Genomic DNA, 17,681 nt, shown 5'->3' with positions numbered 1-17,681 from the left:
GCCACCCGCTCATTGCACTTATGAATCCAACTCTTTTTTCCTACACTCAGCTTTTTACCTTCACGGAGTCGGTATTCAGCGGTATGGGCTGCTCCGCCGAGGACGCCACCTTGGCCACCGAAACCCTGCTTTCCGCCGATTTACGCGGGGTAGATTCACACGGGGTAGCCCGGCTTATCGGCTATGTCCGTCTCTGGGAAGCCGGCCGCATCAATGCCACCCCGCGCGTGGGCGTTACCTACGAAACCCCCAGTACTGCCGTGGTGGATGGCGACGGGGGCCTGGGGCTGGTGGTAGGCCCCAAGGCCATGCAGGTAGCCCTGGAAAAGGCCCGTCAGGTAGGTTCCGGCTGGGTGTCGGTGAAAAACTCCAACCACTTCGGCATTGCCGGCTACCACGCCATGCAGGCCCTGGCTCACGATATGATTGGCATTGCCATGACCAATGCCTCGCCCCTGGTGGCACCCACCTACTCCCTGGAGCGGCTGCTGGGCACCAACCCCATTGCCGTGGCCGTACCCGCCGGCGACCAGCCCGATTTTGTGCTGGATATGGCCACTACCACTGCTGCCAATGGCAAGCTGGAAATTGCCCAGCGCAAAAACAGTCCCATTCCGGAAGGCTGGGCCCAAACCGCCGAGGGCATAAGCACCACCGACCCCAATGCCGTAAAAAATGGCGGTGCGCTGCTGCCGCTGGGCGGAGCCACAGGCTCGCATAAAGGCTATGGCCTCGGGGCTGTGGTTGATATTTTCTCAGCCGTGCTTAGCGGAGCTAATTACGGGCCCTGGGTACCTCCTTTCGTTGCTTTTCTGCAGCCTTCCGACAACCCGGTCGGGGCCGGGCTGGGCCATTTTTTTGGGGCCATGCGCGTGGATGCCTTCCGTCCTGCTGCCGAGTTTAAAGCCCACATGGACAACTGGATAACTACATTCCGGGAGGCCCGGGCCGTGGCAGGCCAGCACGTGCTCATTCCCGGCGACCCGGAGCGGGAAATGTCGTCCAGACGGCTTATGGAAGGAATTTCGCTGCTGGACCCGGTAATTCAGGATCTGGAAAGCGTTGGTGCCAAGTTTGGCGTAAAGCTGTAAGTGTGGTAGGGCGCTATTCCACTTCACGCACGAGCGGAACTGCGCCCTACCGCAAAACGGCCCGGCTGCAGGTACAGCCGGGCCGTTTTGTTAGTCCAATAACTCCTTATATCATCTGGTTGTCCCGGTCCAGCAGGCTGGTTACGGCCACATCCTGGTTCAGGTACTTGGAGGAGTACGCCTGATCGGGACCATTCAGGAACAGGCAGGTCTGGCCTTCTACGCTTGCAATAATGGCATCTTTCTGATCCATAGGCAGCGCCGGGCACCCCAGGCTGCGGCCCAGGCGACCATACTGACGAATAAAATCTTCGCTCACATAGTCGGCGCCGTGCATAACCACCGAGCGGCTGAGGGCATTGGTATTGTACCCCTCATCCATACCCTGCAACTTAAGGCTGCGGCCGTGCTTGCCCTGGTACTCGCCCTGCGTCACGTAAAAACCCAGGCTGCTCATGTTCGACTCATTCTCATTGGAGAAGTTAGTGGCCATGTTTTCGCCGGAATTGTGACCATGGGCTACCAGCGTGTGAAACTTCACCTGCTTGGCGGCCAAATCCAGCACCCACAGGCGCTTTTCGGTAGAGGGCAGGCTAAAATCCACTACCGTGAGCAGTTGCTTGCTGCCAAGCTTGCCCTGCTTCTCCAGATTCAGATAGCCCGTCATAGCCTTCTCAAACACCTCGAATCGTAGACCTTGTTCCTCCACCTGCAGGTCACGGTACATATCATGCAGGCGTTGGTCGAAGAGCATACTCTTTGTAACGGCTACCTCCGGCAGGCGCTGCTCCGTGCCAGTGGTGGCCGCTTTCGACTTGGTAACGGGTGCCGCCAGGGGCGTAGCCAGAAACAAGGAAGCCACGAAGGGCAGTACCCGCCGGGCCATTAGGCGGGCCCGGCGCTTAATACGCTGACGGCGAACAACACTCTGATTTTCCATCGACACAGTTCGGTTTCGGGTTGCGGTAAAGCAGCCGCCTCAATGCCTGAAACAGCTGCTCTGGAGTTTTACGAGAACTGCACCATTCCAGATGCAGGAGGTGTGCGGGAGTTTGGGCTTTGGCTACAACGCCGGTCCGGACCGAAAAATTCCTTCTGGCACTTGAACTGGCTAAAAGAGAACCATCATTCGATAATACAACACCAATATTTTACAATTTTAATACTGATTTTAGACACCCCAAACTCGCGCTTTTCGACGCCCCCACGCGCCGTTTCTTTTCCCACCAACCAAATCCCACAATTCCCACATGTACACTGGTACACACTCCTGGTGGCGCAAGCTCACCCTGGCCGCGGCTGCCCTGTTAGTTCTGGGCGGACAGCCCGCAAAAGCCCAAAAAGTAATCCTACAAGGCTACTGGTGGGATTATTGGAACTCCAACTACCCCAACGGCTGGGCCAATTACATTGCGCTGCTGGCCCCGCGCCTCAAGGCCATGGGTATTGATGCCGTGTGGCTGCCACCCAGCATTAAAAATGGTAACCAGGGCAACGGCTACTCTCCCTTCGATAACTACGACCTGGGGGATAAGTACCAAAAAGGCTTTACCGCTACCCGCCTTGGTACTAAGGATGAGCTGCTGCGGGCAGTGGCTGTGCTCCACGCCAATGGCATTGAGGTAGTACAGGATATTGTACTGAACCACAACGACGGAGCTGGCTCCCAGACCGGGGCCGGGGGTCAGGACCCCGCCGCCTGGGACGACGGCTCGACCAGCCGCTACAAAAACTTCCGGTACGTAAGCTACTCCAAGCCCGCCACGGCCGAGGATGCCGCCAACTACCTGGCCCGTAACGGCCGCTTCCCGAAAAACTGGCAGAACTTCAATCCCAATCCCGGCAACAACTCAACCTCCGGCGACTGGAATGCGGTGTATTTCGGGCCCGATGTGAGCTACTACAACGGCTCCTACGGCCAGAGCTCCAATGCCACCTTCAACCCGGCCCAGGGCGCCGACTATATGCGCAACGGGGTGCGCGACTGGCTGGTATGGTACAAAAAGCAGGAGGGCTTTGATGGGGTGCGCATGGACGCCGTGAAGCACTTCCCGGATTTTGCCTCCGAAGATTTCCTGTATAACCTGCAAAGCAATGCGGGCTGGGCTTCGGGCGGAGCCACCATGTATGCCGTCGGCGAATGGGTGGGCAGTGGCGGCCAGATGGATGGATGGGTAGCCAACGTACAGAACCGCGCCGGCACCTTCGACTTCTCCCTGCGCAATGGCCTCTACAGCATTGTGAGTGGGGGCGGCAACTTCGACCTGGGCAGTCTGCCTGGCTATCAGCAGGCAACGCGCGTGGTAAACATCAATGGCACGTACGTGCATCGCACGGTGCCTTTCGTGAATAACCACGATACTTTCCGGCCCCAGACCGATGCCAATGGCAATTATACCGGCTGGAATACCGGTTCGGAGCTGGCCCCCCACATCGACCCCTCCGACGGGCGCCTCTCGGCGGCATATGCCGCTGCCCTGGCCGTAGATGGCTCTCCCCAAATCTTTTTTGAGGACCTATTCAACGTGGGCAGCACCAGCAAGCGGTACTCGCACCAGCCCACCAGCACCACCGACCTGCCGCAGCGCTCTGACATCGAAAACCTGATCTGGTGCCACCAGAATCTGCGGTTTAAGGATGGGGCCTACAAAGTGCGCTACCAGGCCCAGGACCACCTGGTAATTGAGCGTAGCACCAAGGCCATTATTGGTATTAACGACAACTGGACGGCTTGGCAGAACAACACCGTAAGCTGCGACTTTGCGCCCGGCACGGTGCTGAAAGATTACTCTGGTGCCAACGGCACAGCTACCGTGACAGTTAGCGCTTCCCAAACCGTGAGCATTAACACGCCTCCCTGCAACGGTACGGCCAGTGGCGGCCGCCGGGGCTACTCGGTATGGGCTCCTACGGGCATCGGCAACAATTACAACCGGGCGGCCATGGCCACCACCCAGGAGTGGGAACTGGCCGACGACCTGGGTGACTCCCATGCGTCCTCGCTCAAGCAGGGCGGACAGCTGCCGGCTTCGTCGACGGCCTACCGCACGGCCGGCCGCATTTACGTAGAATCGGGCAAAGCTGTCACCTACAACCTGTTCCCCACCGATGCCACCCGCAGCCTCACGGTGGAGCTGGTAAGCGGCACGAGCACCATTGTAAGCAGCAAAACCGGCACCGGCACCCTTACCGGCACCTACACGCCCACCGCTACGGGCTGGCTGACACTACGGGCCAAAAACGCCTCCACGGCCAACCCGGCTCAGCGGGCATTTGTGAAAGCAACCTACACGGCACCGGCCGTGCTCAGCACTACGGCCCTGCGCGAAACCACCGTAACGGCTACCACCAAGGAAGCAACTGTAGGGGCTGGCTTGGCCGTATATCCTAACCCAACGGCCTCCGACCGGATTGACGTGGTAATTCAGTCGCCGAAGGAACTGACGGCAACCCTGCGCCTGGTTGACCTGCTGGGCCGGGCTGTGCATGAGCAGTCGGTACGCTTGTACCCTGGCTCCACCGAGCAGCGCCTGGGCGTTGCCCGTAGCCTGCCGGCCGGCGTATACGTGCTTAGCATACCCGAGCTGAACCTGAGCCGGAAGGTAGTGGTGAAGTAACTGCTGACTCTGTTTGAATTGAAAAGCCCCGCCGGAATGCTTCGGCGGGGCTTTTCTATGCTCTTTTCTTCAGTAACTCGATGACGTTTGACAGACGATTTAATTGCTTTTCTTCGAGACTGGGCCAGTCCTGTTCGTCATACTTGTAGGAACTCAGATTTTTGATGGCCCGGCAAAATGGTAGAATGACGTCGGCAGCGCTACCCTTCGTCTCGTGCATAAATTCTGATACTTGGCTATCGGAATGGTAGCTGATACCTAGACGATATACCCCCGGCTGTGGCTGGGTGAAATCGAAATAGTAGCCAGCTGGCTCCAAATGCCACCATACCTTCGACGCTATTCCATCAACCACATCTAGAATTGCTAAATACAACAGATATATGGGATTGAATGGAACGTCTGAAGTGTTAATATCAAGCTCAAAGTCATTCATAATGACTTTAACCGGCAGCCAACCGTGGCTTGGCCGCTCAAAGTCGACGCGGATACGGTTAGGGGATTTCATAACAGGCGCTTCACCGCCACCCTCGCGCCGCCAGCTGCTGGGCTGCTGCTGCAGGGTTGAGCCATTTTGATTCCAGGCCGGGGCCGCTCAGAAACAGGCAGCTGCCCTCCCCTACCGTGCGGATGATGGCGCGGTACTGATCAGGCGGCAAAGCGGGGCAGCCGCGGCTGTAACCGGCCTGGCCGTGGCGCTGCAGGTGCTGCCGGCTCACGTAGTCGGCGGCGTGCAGCACCACGTAGCGGCGCAGGGCGTTGTCGTTCTCGCCCGCATCGAGGCCGCGCAGGCGGCGGGACAGGCCGTGCTTACCCTGGTAGGTATCCTGGGTGCGGTAGAAGCCGAGGGCTGTACAAGCCGATTTCAGGACGTTGGAGAAGCGCCGGGCGCGCAAATGGCCCGAGCCCCGGCCGTGGGCTACATGGCTGTTCTGGAGCACTTCGGCCTTGCGTAAATCCAGCACCCAGAGCCGCTTTTCGGAGGAGGGCAAGTCCATATCGGCCACCGCCAGAATGCCGGGCTGGCTGATTTTGCCCGCTTTCCGCAGGGTGAGGTAGCCCACGCAGGCACGTTCCAGCACTTCTGGCCGCAGTTGCGCCGCCTCTAGTCCCAGTTGCGCGTGCAGTTGCTGCACGGCTTGGTGCAGGGAATCGGGTACAGCGGTAAGGGGGGCCAGGGGCGTGAGGCGCAAGGAGTCGGGTAAAGCCGGGGCAGCGGCCGAATCGGGGTCCGTAACTCGGGCGGCGGTTATCGGCAGGCGGGTAGCTGCCACTTCACCGGCCGAGGATTGACACCCTGCCGCAGCAGCTCCTAGAAAAAACCCTAACACATACCGCCGCCCGGGCAGCCGGTTCAGAATAGAAGTCAACATCATGGCGGCTACGAAATCCTGGCCGAAAATCCGCATTTACCGGCCGCTATCCAAGCCTGGCTGCTCTTTATCTACCGTGGTCAGCTTGCACGTGACCAATAAAAAGGCCTTCCTCTACAATTGAGGAAGGCCTTTCCTGGCTGAGTTTACCAGCGTTTACCCGATTGGTACGGTTTGGTGCGGGCGCCGCTGCGGCAGCGGGCCGCCACGGGCAGCCCCGAACTGCGCTGCCAAACGGGTGGCGGTAAGGGCAGCCCAGGTTCAGCGGAAACACTGCGGGTTCGGATGGCAGCGGGAAGTTGTGAGGCAACGGTAGTACGCGAGGGTAGAACCAGAAAAGACATGATGAACAGCAGTAGAAAATGAGAAGATGGCCCATCTGACCGGCGTTGCGCATTGGCCGCCAACGGCGCGGACCGACGTGGCTAAAACAGGACGCTGGCGTTGAGCTTGGCGTAGAAGGGCGTACCGGGCGTGAAGTGCAGTTCCTGCACCGGCACGGCCTCGTTGCGCAGGCGGGTGGTGGTATCAAACTGGGCCTGATTCCACGCTACGTTCAGCAGGTTCTCCACGGTAGCGCCCACTTGGAAGCGTCGGCGGGTATAGCTCACCACGGCATCGAGCAGAAAATAGCCCCGGGCCCGCACTGAGTTGTCTTCGTTGGCGGGGCGGGAATCGATGTGGCGGTAGCGCAGGCTGGCGCTCAGCCCGCCGGGCCGGCGCAGCGTGAGGCCGCCTACGCTGGTGAACGTGGGGGCCAACGGAATGCGGTTGGCCGTGCGGGGCTCCCCCACCAGCCGGCCGTGGTTGAAATTCAGGTCCACATCGGCAAACAGGCTGCGGGTGAGCTGGTAGCGGGCCGCCACATCGAGGCCGTAGCGGCGGGTGCGGCCGGCGCTTTCCACCACGCCCTCGTCGCCCACGTACACCAGCTCATCCTGCAGGTGCAGGGCCCACAGCGCGGTATTGACTACCAGCGCAGGCACCGGCTTAAAGGTGCTACCCACCTCGTAGCCAATGGCCCGGGGCAGCACGTTGCCGGCCGGGTTGGTAACCACGGCGCGGGCATCGTTGGAGTGAAACCCGAAGCCCGAGCGCACGAACAGCTGCACGGCCGGCGTCACATCATAGTACAGATTCAGCTTGGGGCTCACCCGGGCCTTACCCGCCCGGCCCGACAGCGAATCGACCCGGTCTTCCCGGAACCGGAAGCGGAAATAATCGGCGCGTAGGGCGGCGTTCAGGGTCAGGCGGTCGGTGAGGCTGAGCGTGGCATCGAGGTAGCCATTCAGGTTCTGCTCGTACACGCGGCCCGTTACAATGGTATCGGTTACGGTGCGCCGCACGGAGTTGCGCAGGGCCACATCGATGTCGTCGAGGCGGGTGCCCAGGCCGGCGGTGGTGCGTAGCGTGCGGCTGCCCAGTTGAAAGCTCCGCTCGTAGGTGCCGGTGTAGCCGTAGATATGGCGGCCATCGGTCTGCCGGATCTGGTCCCCATCAACCGGGTTGCGCAGGAAGAAGGTGAAGTTGGAGAACAGGTTGAAGTCGTAGCGGGAGTAGTACACCTGCTGGCGCAGCACGGCCGCGTGGGGCAGGTCGGTGGTAAGCACCGCCGTGGCGTTGGTGCGGCCCGTGGAGCCGCCCTCGGTGGGGTCAATGCTGCCGAAGCGCGAAATCAGCCCCTCCCGGATAGCCCGCTCCGGCACCTGCCCCGAGGCATCCCAGCGGGAGTTAAACCGGGAAGCCAGCAGCATGAGGGAAGTGCGGTCGGATAGCTGGCCGGTGTATTTAGCCAGCCCGTTGAACCGCCGGAAATGCTGCTTGGCGTCGAAGTAGGCGTTGGTGAAGCTGTACTCAGCGGCCACGTAGGCGTTTTCGGGGCCGGTGCCCAGCAGGTGGCCATTCACGGGCAGTAAATTCACCAAAGCCACGGCCCGGCGGGTAGCAAACTGCCCCAGCTCCACTTTTACCTGGCTCTGCTCCAGGCGGGTTTTGGTAGTGAATTCACCCGCCCCGGCCGTAGCGAAATCCCCGAACCGGGCCGTATAGGGGCCTTTATATACCCGCAGCTGGTCCACCGTCTCGGGGATTACAAAGTGGAAATCGGCGTAGCCCTGGCCGTGGGCGTGGCTGACCATGTTCACCGGCAGCCCGTCAATGCTCACGTTGAAATCGGTGCCGTGGTCCACATCGAAGCCCCGGATGAAAATCTGTTCGGCCTTGCCCCCACCCGCGTGCTGGGCAATGACGAGGCCCGGCACCAGCGGTAGCAGGTCCTGCGCCGAGTTGACGGGCCGCAGCAGCTTATCAATATGCGAAATGACGGCCAGCGTCTGGTTTGGGTCGCGGGGCTGGGCCACCGTTACCTCGGCCAGCGCGAGGGGGGCCGTGGGCAGGCGCAACGCCACAGTGGCGGGCTGGCCAGCCAGGAGCGTTACCGTTTGGTTGCGCGTGGCATAACCCAGCCCGCCGGCCCGCACCGTGTAGGTACCGGCCGGCAAAGTACCCAGCTGAAAGTGGCCCAGTTCATCGGCGGTGGTGCCGCCGGCGTGATTCAGCACCCGCACGTGCACTCCACTCAGGGGCCGGCCGGTGGCCGAATCGGCCACGGTGCCGCGCAGCGTGGTTTGCTGGGCCTGGGCCGTAGTGGCGCCCCCCCAAGCCGCCAGCTCCAGGCCGGCGGCAAAAATCCAGTAAACAGTAGAACGCATACAGCCACGATGAGACGCCTCCGGCCGCAGCGGCAGGAAAAACGGAGGCGTCGGGTAGAAAGAATAAGGAGAAGATGTCGGCTGGCTCAGGGCACGCCGACTGCGTGAGCCTGCGGGCAGGCTCACCGTTCTGCTTATGCTTGCCGGGGGGGCTGGTAGATGGCCGCAGCCAGCCCGGCCAGGGGCTGCCGCGGCGGCAGGGGTTGATACCGGGCCAGCAGCCATTGCACCCGCATAGGTTGCACGCCCGGCAATTCGGGCAGGCAATGCAGGTCAATGCTCTGAAAAGATGCCAGCAGCTGCGCGGCAGTATTAGTTTTGCACTGGGCCTGCACGGCGTACTGGTCGCCGTTGCAGGTATCAAAGCAGTCGAGGCGCAGGTAGTTCTGCCGCTGGCACTCGGCGCTGTGTACGTATGGGTGGGCGGCAGTGGGGCCCACCGGCTCCGGCCGGCCCACCAAGCCCGCGCTCAGCCCCAGCAGGTAGGGCAGCAACAGCAGCAGAGTAAGGCAGTGGCGGAGCATTGGATTGGTTGGTGGTCGTGGTTGGTGACAGTTCTTCAATACTCCGTTTCTGATACCTATCGGGTAGCTCTATAACGGATTCGGGCACGGTCGGACCAGCTTGTAGAGACGCGACACTTCGCGTTTCCTCGTTGCTGACGTTGCATAAAGCGGTTCGGACGAGCCGTTCAATTGGCCGGCCATTGGCAAAACCGCTCTACCAACTGCCCACTAACTCAGTCGCTCAATTGTCCAGTAGGCGGCCAGCAGGCCGATGGCCACGGAGGTGGGCACCAATACGCGGCGCTTGTACCAGGGCTTATCGGCGGCCCAGCGGCCCACTAGTACCCAGGCCAGCAGAATCACGGCTACCTGGCCCAGTTCTACGCCCACGTTGAACGCCACCAACGACTCCACAAACATGGCCCGCGGTAGTCCCAGGCTAGTCAGTGCCCCGGCAAAGCCCAGCCCGTGAAGCAGCCCAAACCCGAATACCACTACCACCCGCCACGGATTCAGCCGCTCCACCACAATGTTTTCAATGGCCACGAATAGGATAGATAGCGCAATCAGCGGCTCCACCAGCGTGGGCGGGGGCGACACCACTCCGTACATGGCCAGGCCCAGCGTGATGGAGTGCGCCACTGTGAAGGCCGTGGCCTGCCACAGCACCGGTTTCAGGCGAGGCTCCAGCAAGTACAGACTCAGCACAAACAGCACGTGGTCGAAGCCCAGGGGCAGAATGTGGGTGAAGCCGAGTTTAAGGTAGGTCAGGAAAACGTCGGTGCGGGAGAGTTTGCTCAGGTCGGCATCCAGCACGTGCGCGGAAGCCAGGCCCGGCAACAGCAGCAGGGCAGCAGGCAGCACATACCGTAAATAGCGAACAGCGGGCATCAGACAAAGCAACTGAAATCTGGCGGCTTCACCGCTCCTATCCGCTCTTGCAGTTTGTAGGAACCGGTTGGCTCAGCCGGGAAAACTACCGCACGGCCAGCAGCTTGCGGCCCTCCTCAGCCAGATCCAACGAGAGGTAGGGATTAATGGCCAAGGCTTGCTTGATAAGCGCCTGCCCTTCGGCAGGCCGACCGTTTTTGGTGGCAATCAGCCCGGCCCGGCACAACAGCATGGGATTTTGCGAGTTAGTGCGGCGGGCCGTTTTCATAAATTTTTCCGCCGTGGCGTATTCGCCCCGCTTATAGTACACCCAAGCCATGGTTTCGCAGGCGTCAATGTTGTCGGGGCGGCGTTCATACTCAATTTGCGCGTGTTCGAGAGCTTTGTCCAGTTCACCGGTCTTTAGGTAGGCGTAGGCCAGCTCCCGGTCGGCGTAGTGCCCCATAGCTTCGTTTTCGTCGGCCTCATTGGCGGCGGCAGCCAGCATGGTAATGGCCTCCCGGGCCATTTGGCGGGCTTCGGCGGGCTGTTGGTTTTGCTGGTACAGGTCGGCCAGTTCATCGGCGAAGGCGTAATCCTTTACCGTCAGACGGGCTTCCTGCAGGTACTTGATAGCCGCCGCGTAGTTCTGGCGGGCCTGCGCCACCCGGCCCAGTCCGGCCAGGGCGTAGGCGTAGTGCGGGCGGGCAGTCAGGGCCAGTTGGTACTGCTGCTCGGCCTGCCCTAGGTTGCCGCTGGTTTCGTAGAGGTGGCCCAGCATCACGCGGGCCCACTCCGTTTGCTCCAGACCCGCGTAGCCGGCCTGCACGGCCATCTGCATAGCCTCAATGGCCCCCGGCAGGTCGCCGTGAATTTCGCGCAGGTACGATACGCGGGTATAGGAGCGCAAATCGGGGCGCACCTGGTTCATCTTGTCGGCCATGCGCACGGCCTCGGGGTAACGGCCCAGCTCCACGTTGGCATCGCACAGCAGCCCATACACAAAGGCATTGCGGGAATTCACGGCCACGGCTTTCTCGGCCACGGCCAGCCCCTCCGAAAAATGGTGCTGGGTGAGGCACAGCGACGCTTTACAGCACAGGGCCTCGAAGTTTTCCGGCTCCTGGCGCAGGGCCTGATCCAGCAGCTGCATGGCGGCCGTATCGTAGTACGGATGGTCGCCCGTAACGCGGGCCTCCTGCATGTAGGCCTCGGCCAGCAGCACCCGGGCCTGGTTGTCGTTGGGCTTAGCCCGCAAGCGGGCCAGCAGACCGTTGATGGCGGCTTTGGTGTTCAGCCACTCCCCGCCCGCCGCCAGGTCGCCGTGGCGTTCCTTGAGCGTGGGTACAGGGTCGGGTTTCTGGGTCAGGAAAATGACGGCCACAAACCCCAGAAACAACACCATTAGAATTGGGTAGAAGTATTTCCGCACGCGCCTGTTTGGTTCTGATTGGTTGGAATAGAAGAAGCAGATGTCAGCCCAGAAGGGACCCAACCGACTGGCTGGGTCCCTTATAAGCAGTAAAAAAGATAGCCGAACTCACCCAGGGCCCGGCTATCCACCTGTACCAAACCAGCCGGCCCACCATGGGTAAACAGGCCGGTCAGTTAAGCACAGGTTTAGCGGGTGTGCACCAGCTTCACCGATTGCAGCACGGTATTGCCGGCCGCAATGGTCAGCACGTAGGTACCAGCCGCCAGATCGGGGGTAGCTTTCCACGTCATATCGTAGGCACCGGGCTTGTGCAGTTTGCCGTTCATGAGCGTAGCCACGCGGCGGCCGGTCAGGTCACTCACAAACATGGTCAGCGGCGTTTTCTCGGCCACTTCGTAGTGCAGGCTCGTGGACTCAGCAAAGGGGTTCGGATAGTTTTGCGCCATGGCCACAATGGTGGGCTGCAGGCCCAGGCCCGAAGCACCGCGCTGCGCCGTGATGGTGCGCTGGGCTTTAGTACCGCTCCAGGGTGTTTGGGCGTAAGGGAACGAGTTGCGGAAAGTGGTATCATTCGCCTCAATGCCGGTGCGGAAAGCCAGCACGTTGCCCAGGCCGGTGGTAGTTTCGTAGGGCAGGCCAATGGCGGCCAGCACTACGCCACCTACGGCTTGCAACTCAATGCGGGTCACGTCATCTTCCAACCGCCGACCGTTCGGGAAACCGTCCATGTTCGGAATAGCTTCCAGATTGGTAGTGGTATTGAAGCGGGCGTCGGTGAGGCCCAGTACGGCCGCCGCCAGCAGACCTTCCGAGCTGAAATCGGCCGAGTTGCGCGGGGTAGTGGGCACGGCCATGTTCAGGCGCAGCATGTCGCCGCCTACCCCACCAGCCGCGGCCGGGTTGTCGATGAGGGGCAGGAAGTTGTTGATGAATGGTTTCCCGGCGGCCAGAGGCTGGCCGGTGGGCTTACCAGTAGCCAGCTGGTAAGGCCGCACATTGGGTACGCCGGTGTGGAAAATCGGCAGAATATCTACCGAGCGGGGCTTGCCGGGGCGCAGCAGGTATTCGGCGTAGCCACCGTTGGCAATTTTAGCAAAAGCCGTATTGGCCACATCAGCGGCCGGCGCGTTCAGCAGGCCCGACACCCCGTCTTTTCCGTTGGCAAAGTCAAACGTACCCAGTGAACTGCGCTGAATGCGCAACTGGCTCAGACCGGGTACCGCCGTGCCAAAGTAGCCCGTACCCTCGGCCACGTACAGTCCCAGCTCCGGGTTCGACATATAGTCTTCCGTGGCGGCGGCTTCGGTGTAAGGCGTAGCGGCATTCCAGGCATCCTTGGCCCCGATGGGCTGAATTACCTCGTTGGTGAGCGGCATGCCAATGCGCGACACCTGCACCCAGTTGCCGCTATGGGTTTGCGTGCCGTCGGTGTTGAGGGTGCGCAGGGCCGGGCGACTCGCCGACGCCCACACCCCAATCACGTAGTCCGAATCCAGGATGTTGGCCGCCTGAGCGCCGGTTTTACCATCCTTCTGCAATTGCGAAATAGGAATCTGCAGGGCAATGGTATGGGTATTTTTGCGGGCCAGCCCGTCGCGGGCTGCCGCCGTCCGGATACCCCCCAGATCAAAAATACCGCCCAGATCGGTGAAGAACGGGTCATCCACCGGTCCGCAGAATACGCGCACGTTAGTGCCCACCGTCTGAATGGCGCCAGTCATCAGGCTTTCGTAGCTGGAGGCGTTCAGGCCGGCAGCGCCCTGAATAGAGCGGGGCCCAATGTTGGGTGGCGGCACCACGCCGGTGCTGGTGAGCGTGGTAAAGGCACCCCCGTTGCGGCTTACTTCCAGCGTGTAAGTGGCTTTCAGGTTTTGCTTGCCCAGGCGCACGTTAAAGAACGTGGTCGGATCTTCATTCGTCCGCCTGAAAGTGAAGCGGTATGTAATATCGTCCTGGTTGGGGTTGGCACCCGAGTTCTTGATGTGAATCTCGTAGCGCACGTTTTCGCCGAACGTGTTGAAGTTGGGCCCGCCCTGCGGCAGCTCCAACGGAATGTAGTTGGCGATGATGTTGATCATCTCCGCGTTGTTCGGGTCGCGGAAAGCGTACAGGTCGGTGTTGTCAGCCAACGGGTCGTCGGCAATCAACGGAGCCTCGCGGTGACTGGAAGCTTCCAGGGGAGCATGTTGTCCGCTCCAGGCCAGGAGGCCCACTGCCGCCGCGGCGGCCAGTGACAGGTGCAGAATAGGACGTGTAAGCACTTTTGCCATAACGTGAATAGGGTTGGGAAGATGGATGAAAAACGCCCGCCTGAAATCAGACGGGGCAATACCTCACGGCTGGCGCGGTGAGCGGAAAAGACAAGAGAAAACGGTGTGTGCAACTCCGCCAGCCTGCCGACGGATTGAATAGAAGGACTGCCCGGCTAGTTTGCCGGCCAGCCGCTTATAGAGCGAATAACTGATTTACACTACGGCCTTAAAGCGCCCTCCGGATTTAAATAGCCTGAATCTTATACACCTATTTTTGAATGCACTGGAACTAATCTTGCTCCGGCTCCCTACGCGCACTTTTCTTCTGCTGTAGGTAGGTTTGCCCACCCCGATGGTAGTGAGTTGACGGGGTACCGGCCGGCGCACTTTTGTTGCGTATTTTTGTGCCTTTTCGCGCCCAAAACAGTTCTAGCAACTAGGGATATTCCTCTGCCTCTCTCCGGCGCTTCACAATAGCGCATCCTAACTATATGGCCAAAGTCGCAATCAACCTCTCCACCGGGAGCCTGCAGCAAGAAGAAATTATTGTAGGCATTGACCTGGGCACTACCAACTCACTGGTGGCCTACATTCACCCGGACGGCCGGCAGCCCCAGGCCATCAACGACCAGGGCCGGGGCACCATCGTGCCCTCCGTGGTGCACTTTCCCACCACCGGCGACGCCCCCATTGTAGGCACCGAGGCTAAGGAATATCTGCTGACCGACCCGCAGAACACTATTTACTCGGTGAAGCGCCTGCTGGGCAAGAGCTACAAAGACCTGGGCCAGCACGCGCAGGAGCTGGGCTACAAGGTGATTGACGACAACTCCGAGGGCCTGGTGAAAATCCGGGTGGGCGACACGTTCTACTCCCCTATTGAGCTGTCGGCGGAAATCCTGAAGGAGCTGCGCGCCCGGGCCGAGCACGCCCTCAAAACGCCCGTGAACAAGGCCGTTATTACGGTGCCGGCCTACTTCAACGACTCCCAGCGCCAAGCCACCCGCGACGCCGGCCGCCTGGCCGGGCTGGAGGTGCTGCGCATTGTGAACGAGCCCACCGCCGCGGCCCTGGCCTACGGCATCGGCCTCTCGCCCGACGAGGAGAAAACCGTAGCCGTGTACGACCTGGGCGGCGGCACCTTCGATATCAGCATCCTGCACCTGCACCAGGGTATTTTTGAGGTGCTGAGCACCAACGGCGACACCTACCTGGGCGGCGACGACCTGGACCGCGCCATTTCTGACCACTGGACCGCCCAACACAGCCTCGGCGGACGCCTGCAGGGCAACGGCCCGCTGCAGCAGGAGCTGCGCCTGCTGGCCGAATCGGCCAAGCGCTACCTCAGCCAGCACGACGACTTTGCCGGCAACCTGGGCGACGACGTGGTGGTGCGCCTCACCAAAACCGAGTTCAACCAGCTGGTACAGCCCCTGGTGGACCGCACCCTGGCGGCCTGCCGCCAGGCCCTGGCCGACGCCAAGCTCACGCCCCAGCAGCTCGACGCCGTGCTGCTGGTGGGCGGTTCCACCCGCGTGCCGCTGGTGTACGACAGCGTAAGCCAGTTTTTTGGACAGGCCGCCAATAACTCGCTCAACCCCGACGAGGTAGTGGCTCTGGGAGCTGCCATTCAGGCCGACATCCTGGCCGGCAACCGCCGCGACGTGCTGCTGCTGGACGTGACGCCCCTCACGCTGGGCATTGAAACCATGGGCGGGCTGATGGACCCCATTATCCCGCGCAACTCTAAAATTCCTACCAAAGCCGGCCGCCAGTACACCACCTCGGTAGACGGGCAGGTGAACCTGAAAATATCGGTGTACCAGGGTGAGCGGGATTTGGTGAAGGAAAACCGCAAGCTGGCCGAGTTCGACCTGCGCGGCATTCCGGCCATGCCCGCCGGCCTGCCCAAAGTGGATGTGAACTTCCTGCTTAACGCCGACGGCATTCTGAAGGTGGAAGCCATTGAACTGCGCTCCAACACCCGCCAGAGCGTGGAAATCAAGCCCCAGTACGGCCTTACCGATGAACAGGTGGAGCAGATGCTGCTGGACTCCATGACCAACGCCCGCGAGGATATTGCCGCCCGCATGGTAATTGAGGCCCGCACCGTAGCCGAGCAGATGCTGTACCAGGTAGAGCGCTTCGTGGCCAAAAATGGGCAGCACCTCACGCCCGAGGAAGTTACCCAGACCCAGGCTGGTGTAACCAAGCTGAAGGCCGCCCTCGAAACCAAGGAAAAAGATACCATTCTGAAAGCCGTGGATGAGCTGGAAGAACTTACCCGCCCCTTCGCCGAGCGGGTGATGAACATCAGCATCAGCCAGGCCATGGCGGGTAAAAAAATTGGCTAACGAGTATTTCTGAGCACAATTAACCGGTAAAAGCCCGGCGGTCAGCCTTGACCGTCGGGCTTTTTTATTCCCGATTCGTAGGCTTGCTCATCTCATTGTATCATCCGGCGGCCAGCACTAAAAGGCACACAGCACATTTTGGGGTTACATTGGGTTCCCGAAGCAGCAGTAAACAGCACATAAAGTTCCCATGAATCCGCACCTCGCCCGCCTGCACCGCCTAGCCCAGCAACCCAGCCGCCGCATCATCGGGCTGATGTCGGGCACTTCCCTGGATGGGCTGGATGTGGCCCTGTGCCGCCTGCACGGGCACGGTGCCGGCACGCGGCTGGAGCTGGAGCAGTTTGCCACCGTACCCTACCCCGACGACGTGCGCCGCCGCATCCGGGAGGTATTTGCCCGCGAGCAGGTAAGCCTGGAGTACCTCACCTTGCTGAACCCCTGGCTGGGTAGCCTGCACGCCACCATGATTACGCAGTGCCTGAAGCAGTGGCAGGTAACTGCTTCGGATGTTGATCTGGTAGCCAGCCACGGCCAGACGGTGTACCACGCCCCCGCCCACCAGCACCAGCATCCCGATTTTGCGGGCCTGAACGCCACTCTGCAGCTCGGCGACGGGGACCACGTGGCGGTGGGCACCGGCATTATCACCCTCAGCGACTTCCGGCAGAAGCACATTGCCGGCGGCGGCGAGGGGGCACCATTGGCTGCCTACGGTGACTATCTGCTGCTCAGCAGCCCCCACGAGGAGCGGCTGCTGCTCAACCTGGGCGGCATTGCCAACTTCACCTACCTTCCTCGCACTGGTCAGGATGCCAGCACCGCCTTCAGCACCGATACCGGCCCCGGCAATACCCTGCTGGATGCCACCGTGCGCCAGCACCGCCCCAGGCTGGCCTACGATGAGGACGGCCGCCTGGCCCTGGCCGGCCAGGTGCACGAGGGGCTACTGCGGGAGCTGCTGGCCCACCCGTTTTTCGCCGCCCCCCTGCCCAAAACTACCGGACCGGAGCTGTTCGGCCCGGCGTATCTGCAACAGGCGCAGGCGCGCAGCCACACCACGCAGCTGGGCCTGGAAGACACGCTGGCAACCCTTACCGAGCTAAGCGCCGTGGGCGTGGCGCGGGCAGCCCGACAGGTATTCGGGGCGCAGCCGGCGTTGACGGTGTACGCCAGCGGGGGCGGGGCCCATAACCCGGCCCTGCAGGCAGCCCTGCGGCGGCAGCTGCCCGCCTGCACCTTTGCCACCACCGAGGCGCTGGGCGTGCTGCCCGATGCCAAGGAGGCTATCCTGTTTGCCTTGCTGGCCAATGAAGCCGTGGCGGGCCAGCCGGTGAGCATTGGGGCCGGGCGGCAGCGGGTGCCGGCCGTGAGCATGGGTAAGATTTCTTTTCCGGGGTAAACGCAGCTAGGGGAAGTACAAAGCATCCTTCTTTTCACTATGTTTAATGGCTTGCCATCGGCGCGAATCG

At 61.3% G+C, this 17,681-nt stretch carries 12 protein-coding genes; 4 read left to right on the top strand and 8 right to left on the bottom strand.

What is annotated here, in order from left to right; translation table 11 throughout:
• Positions 1–20 precede the first annotated feature (20 nt).
• Positions 21–1,091, top strand: coding sequence for an Ldh family oxidoreductase (locus tag EI290_RS05925; protein WP_125427700.1), 1,071 nt, complete (start codon positions 21–23; stop codon positions 1,089–1,091).
• Between the two features lie 106 nt (positions 1,092–1,197).
• Here EI290_RS05925 and EI290_RS05920 read toward each other — a convergent pair whose 3' ends face one another.
• Positions 1,198–2,031 carry a murein L,D-transpeptidase catalytic domain family protein gene (locus tag EI290_RS05920; protein ID WP_125427698.1) on the bottom strand — a complete coding sequence of 278 codons (834 nt, stop codon included), beginning with the start codon at positions 2,029–2,031 and terminating at the stop codon, positions 1,198–1,200.
• A gap of 310 nt (positions 2,032–2,341) precedes the next feature.
• Between EI290_RS05920 and EI290_RS05915 the strand changes: the two genes are divergently transcribed.
• Positions 2,342–4,708 (top strand): alpha-amylase family glycosyl hydrolase, encoded by a 2,367-nt coding sequence (locus tag EI290_RS05915; protein WP_125427696.1) that lies wholly within the window; start codon positions 2,342–2,344, stop codon positions 4,706–4,708.
• A gap of 55 nt (positions 4,709–4,763) precedes the next feature.
• Here EI290_RS05915 and EI290_RS05910 read toward each other — a convergent pair whose 3' ends face one another.
• The 7 genes from EI290_RS05910 to EI290_RS05880 all read right to left on the bottom strand — a co-directional run bounded on the left by EI290_RS05910 (position 4,764) and on the right by EI290_RS05880 (position 13,873).
• Positions 4,764–5,216 (bottom strand): hypothetical protein, encoded by a 453-nt coding sequence (locus EI290_RS05910; protein ID WP_125427695.1) that lies wholly within the window; start codon positions 5,214–5,216, stop codon positions 4,764–4,766.
• A 10-nt stretch (positions 5,217–5,226) separates the two neighbouring features.
• The gene (locus EI290_RS05905) at positions 5,227–6,084 is read right to left on the bottom strand and encodes a murein L,D-transpeptidase catalytic domain family protein (protein WP_185816863.1); all 858 of its coding nucleotides are present in this window, start codon (positions 6,082–6,084) and stop codon (positions 5,227–5,229) included.
• Between the two features lie 422 nt (positions 6,085–6,506).
• A complete protein-coding gene (locus tag EI290_RS05900; protein ID WP_185816862.1) occupies positions 6,507–8,792 on the bottom strand; it encodes a TonB-dependent receptor in 2,286 nt (761 codons plus the stop codon).
• A gap of 134 nt (positions 8,793–8,926) precedes the next feature.
• Positions 8,927–9,316 (bottom strand): hypothetical protein, encoded by a 390-nt coding sequence (locus EI290_RS05895; protein WP_125427689.1) that lies wholly within the window; start codon positions 9,314–9,316, stop codon positions 8,927–8,929.
• Positions 9,317–9,526: 210 nt separating this feature from the next.
• Positions 9,527–10,189 (bottom strand): HupE/UreJ family protein, encoded by a 663-nt coding sequence (locus tag EI290_RS05890; RefSeq protein WP_246008868.1) that lies wholly within the window; start codon positions 10,187–10,189, stop codon positions 9,527–9,529.
• A gap of 85 nt (positions 10,190–10,274) precedes the next feature.
• Entirely contained in the window at positions 10,275–11,573 is a 1,299-nt protein-coding gene (locus EI290_RS05885) for a tetratricopeptide repeat protein (RefSeq protein ID WP_125427687.1), read from the bottom strand.
• A 215-nt stretch (positions 11,574–11,788) separates the two neighbouring features.
• Positions 11,789–13,873, bottom strand: a complete 2,085-nt coding sequence (locus EI290_RS05880; RefSeq protein WP_125427685.1) for a DUF4331 family protein — start codon at positions 13,871–13,873, stop codon at positions 11,789–11,791.
• Positions 13,874–14,346: 473 nt separating this feature from the next.
• Between EI290_RS05880 and hscA the strand changes: the two genes are divergently transcribed.
• On the top strand, positions 14,347–16,209 hold the full coding sequence (gene hscA, locus EI290_RS05875) for a Fe-S protein assembly chaperone HscA (RefSeq protein WP_125427683.1): 1,863 nt from the start codon (positions 14,347–14,349) through the stop codon (positions 16,207–16,209).
• A 190-nt stretch (positions 16,210–16,399) separates the two neighbouring features.
• A complete protein-coding gene (locus EI290_RS05870; RefSeq protein WP_125427681.1) occupies positions 16,400–17,611 on the top strand; it encodes an anhydro-N-acetylmuramic acid kinase in 1,212 nt (403 codons plus the stop codon).
• The last annotated feature ends 70 nt before the right edge of the window (positions 17,612–17,681 follow it).

It is taken from the genome of Hymenobacter metallilatus (genome assembly GCF_003944705.1).
Classification (GTDB): domain Bacteria; phylum Bacteroidota; class Bacteroidia; order Cytophagales; family Hymenobacteraceae; genus Hymenobacter; species Hymenobacter metallilatus.
The sequence above is the reverse complement of the archived record's forward strand: the minus strand, read 5'-3'. Positions and strand labels throughout refer to the sequence as shown.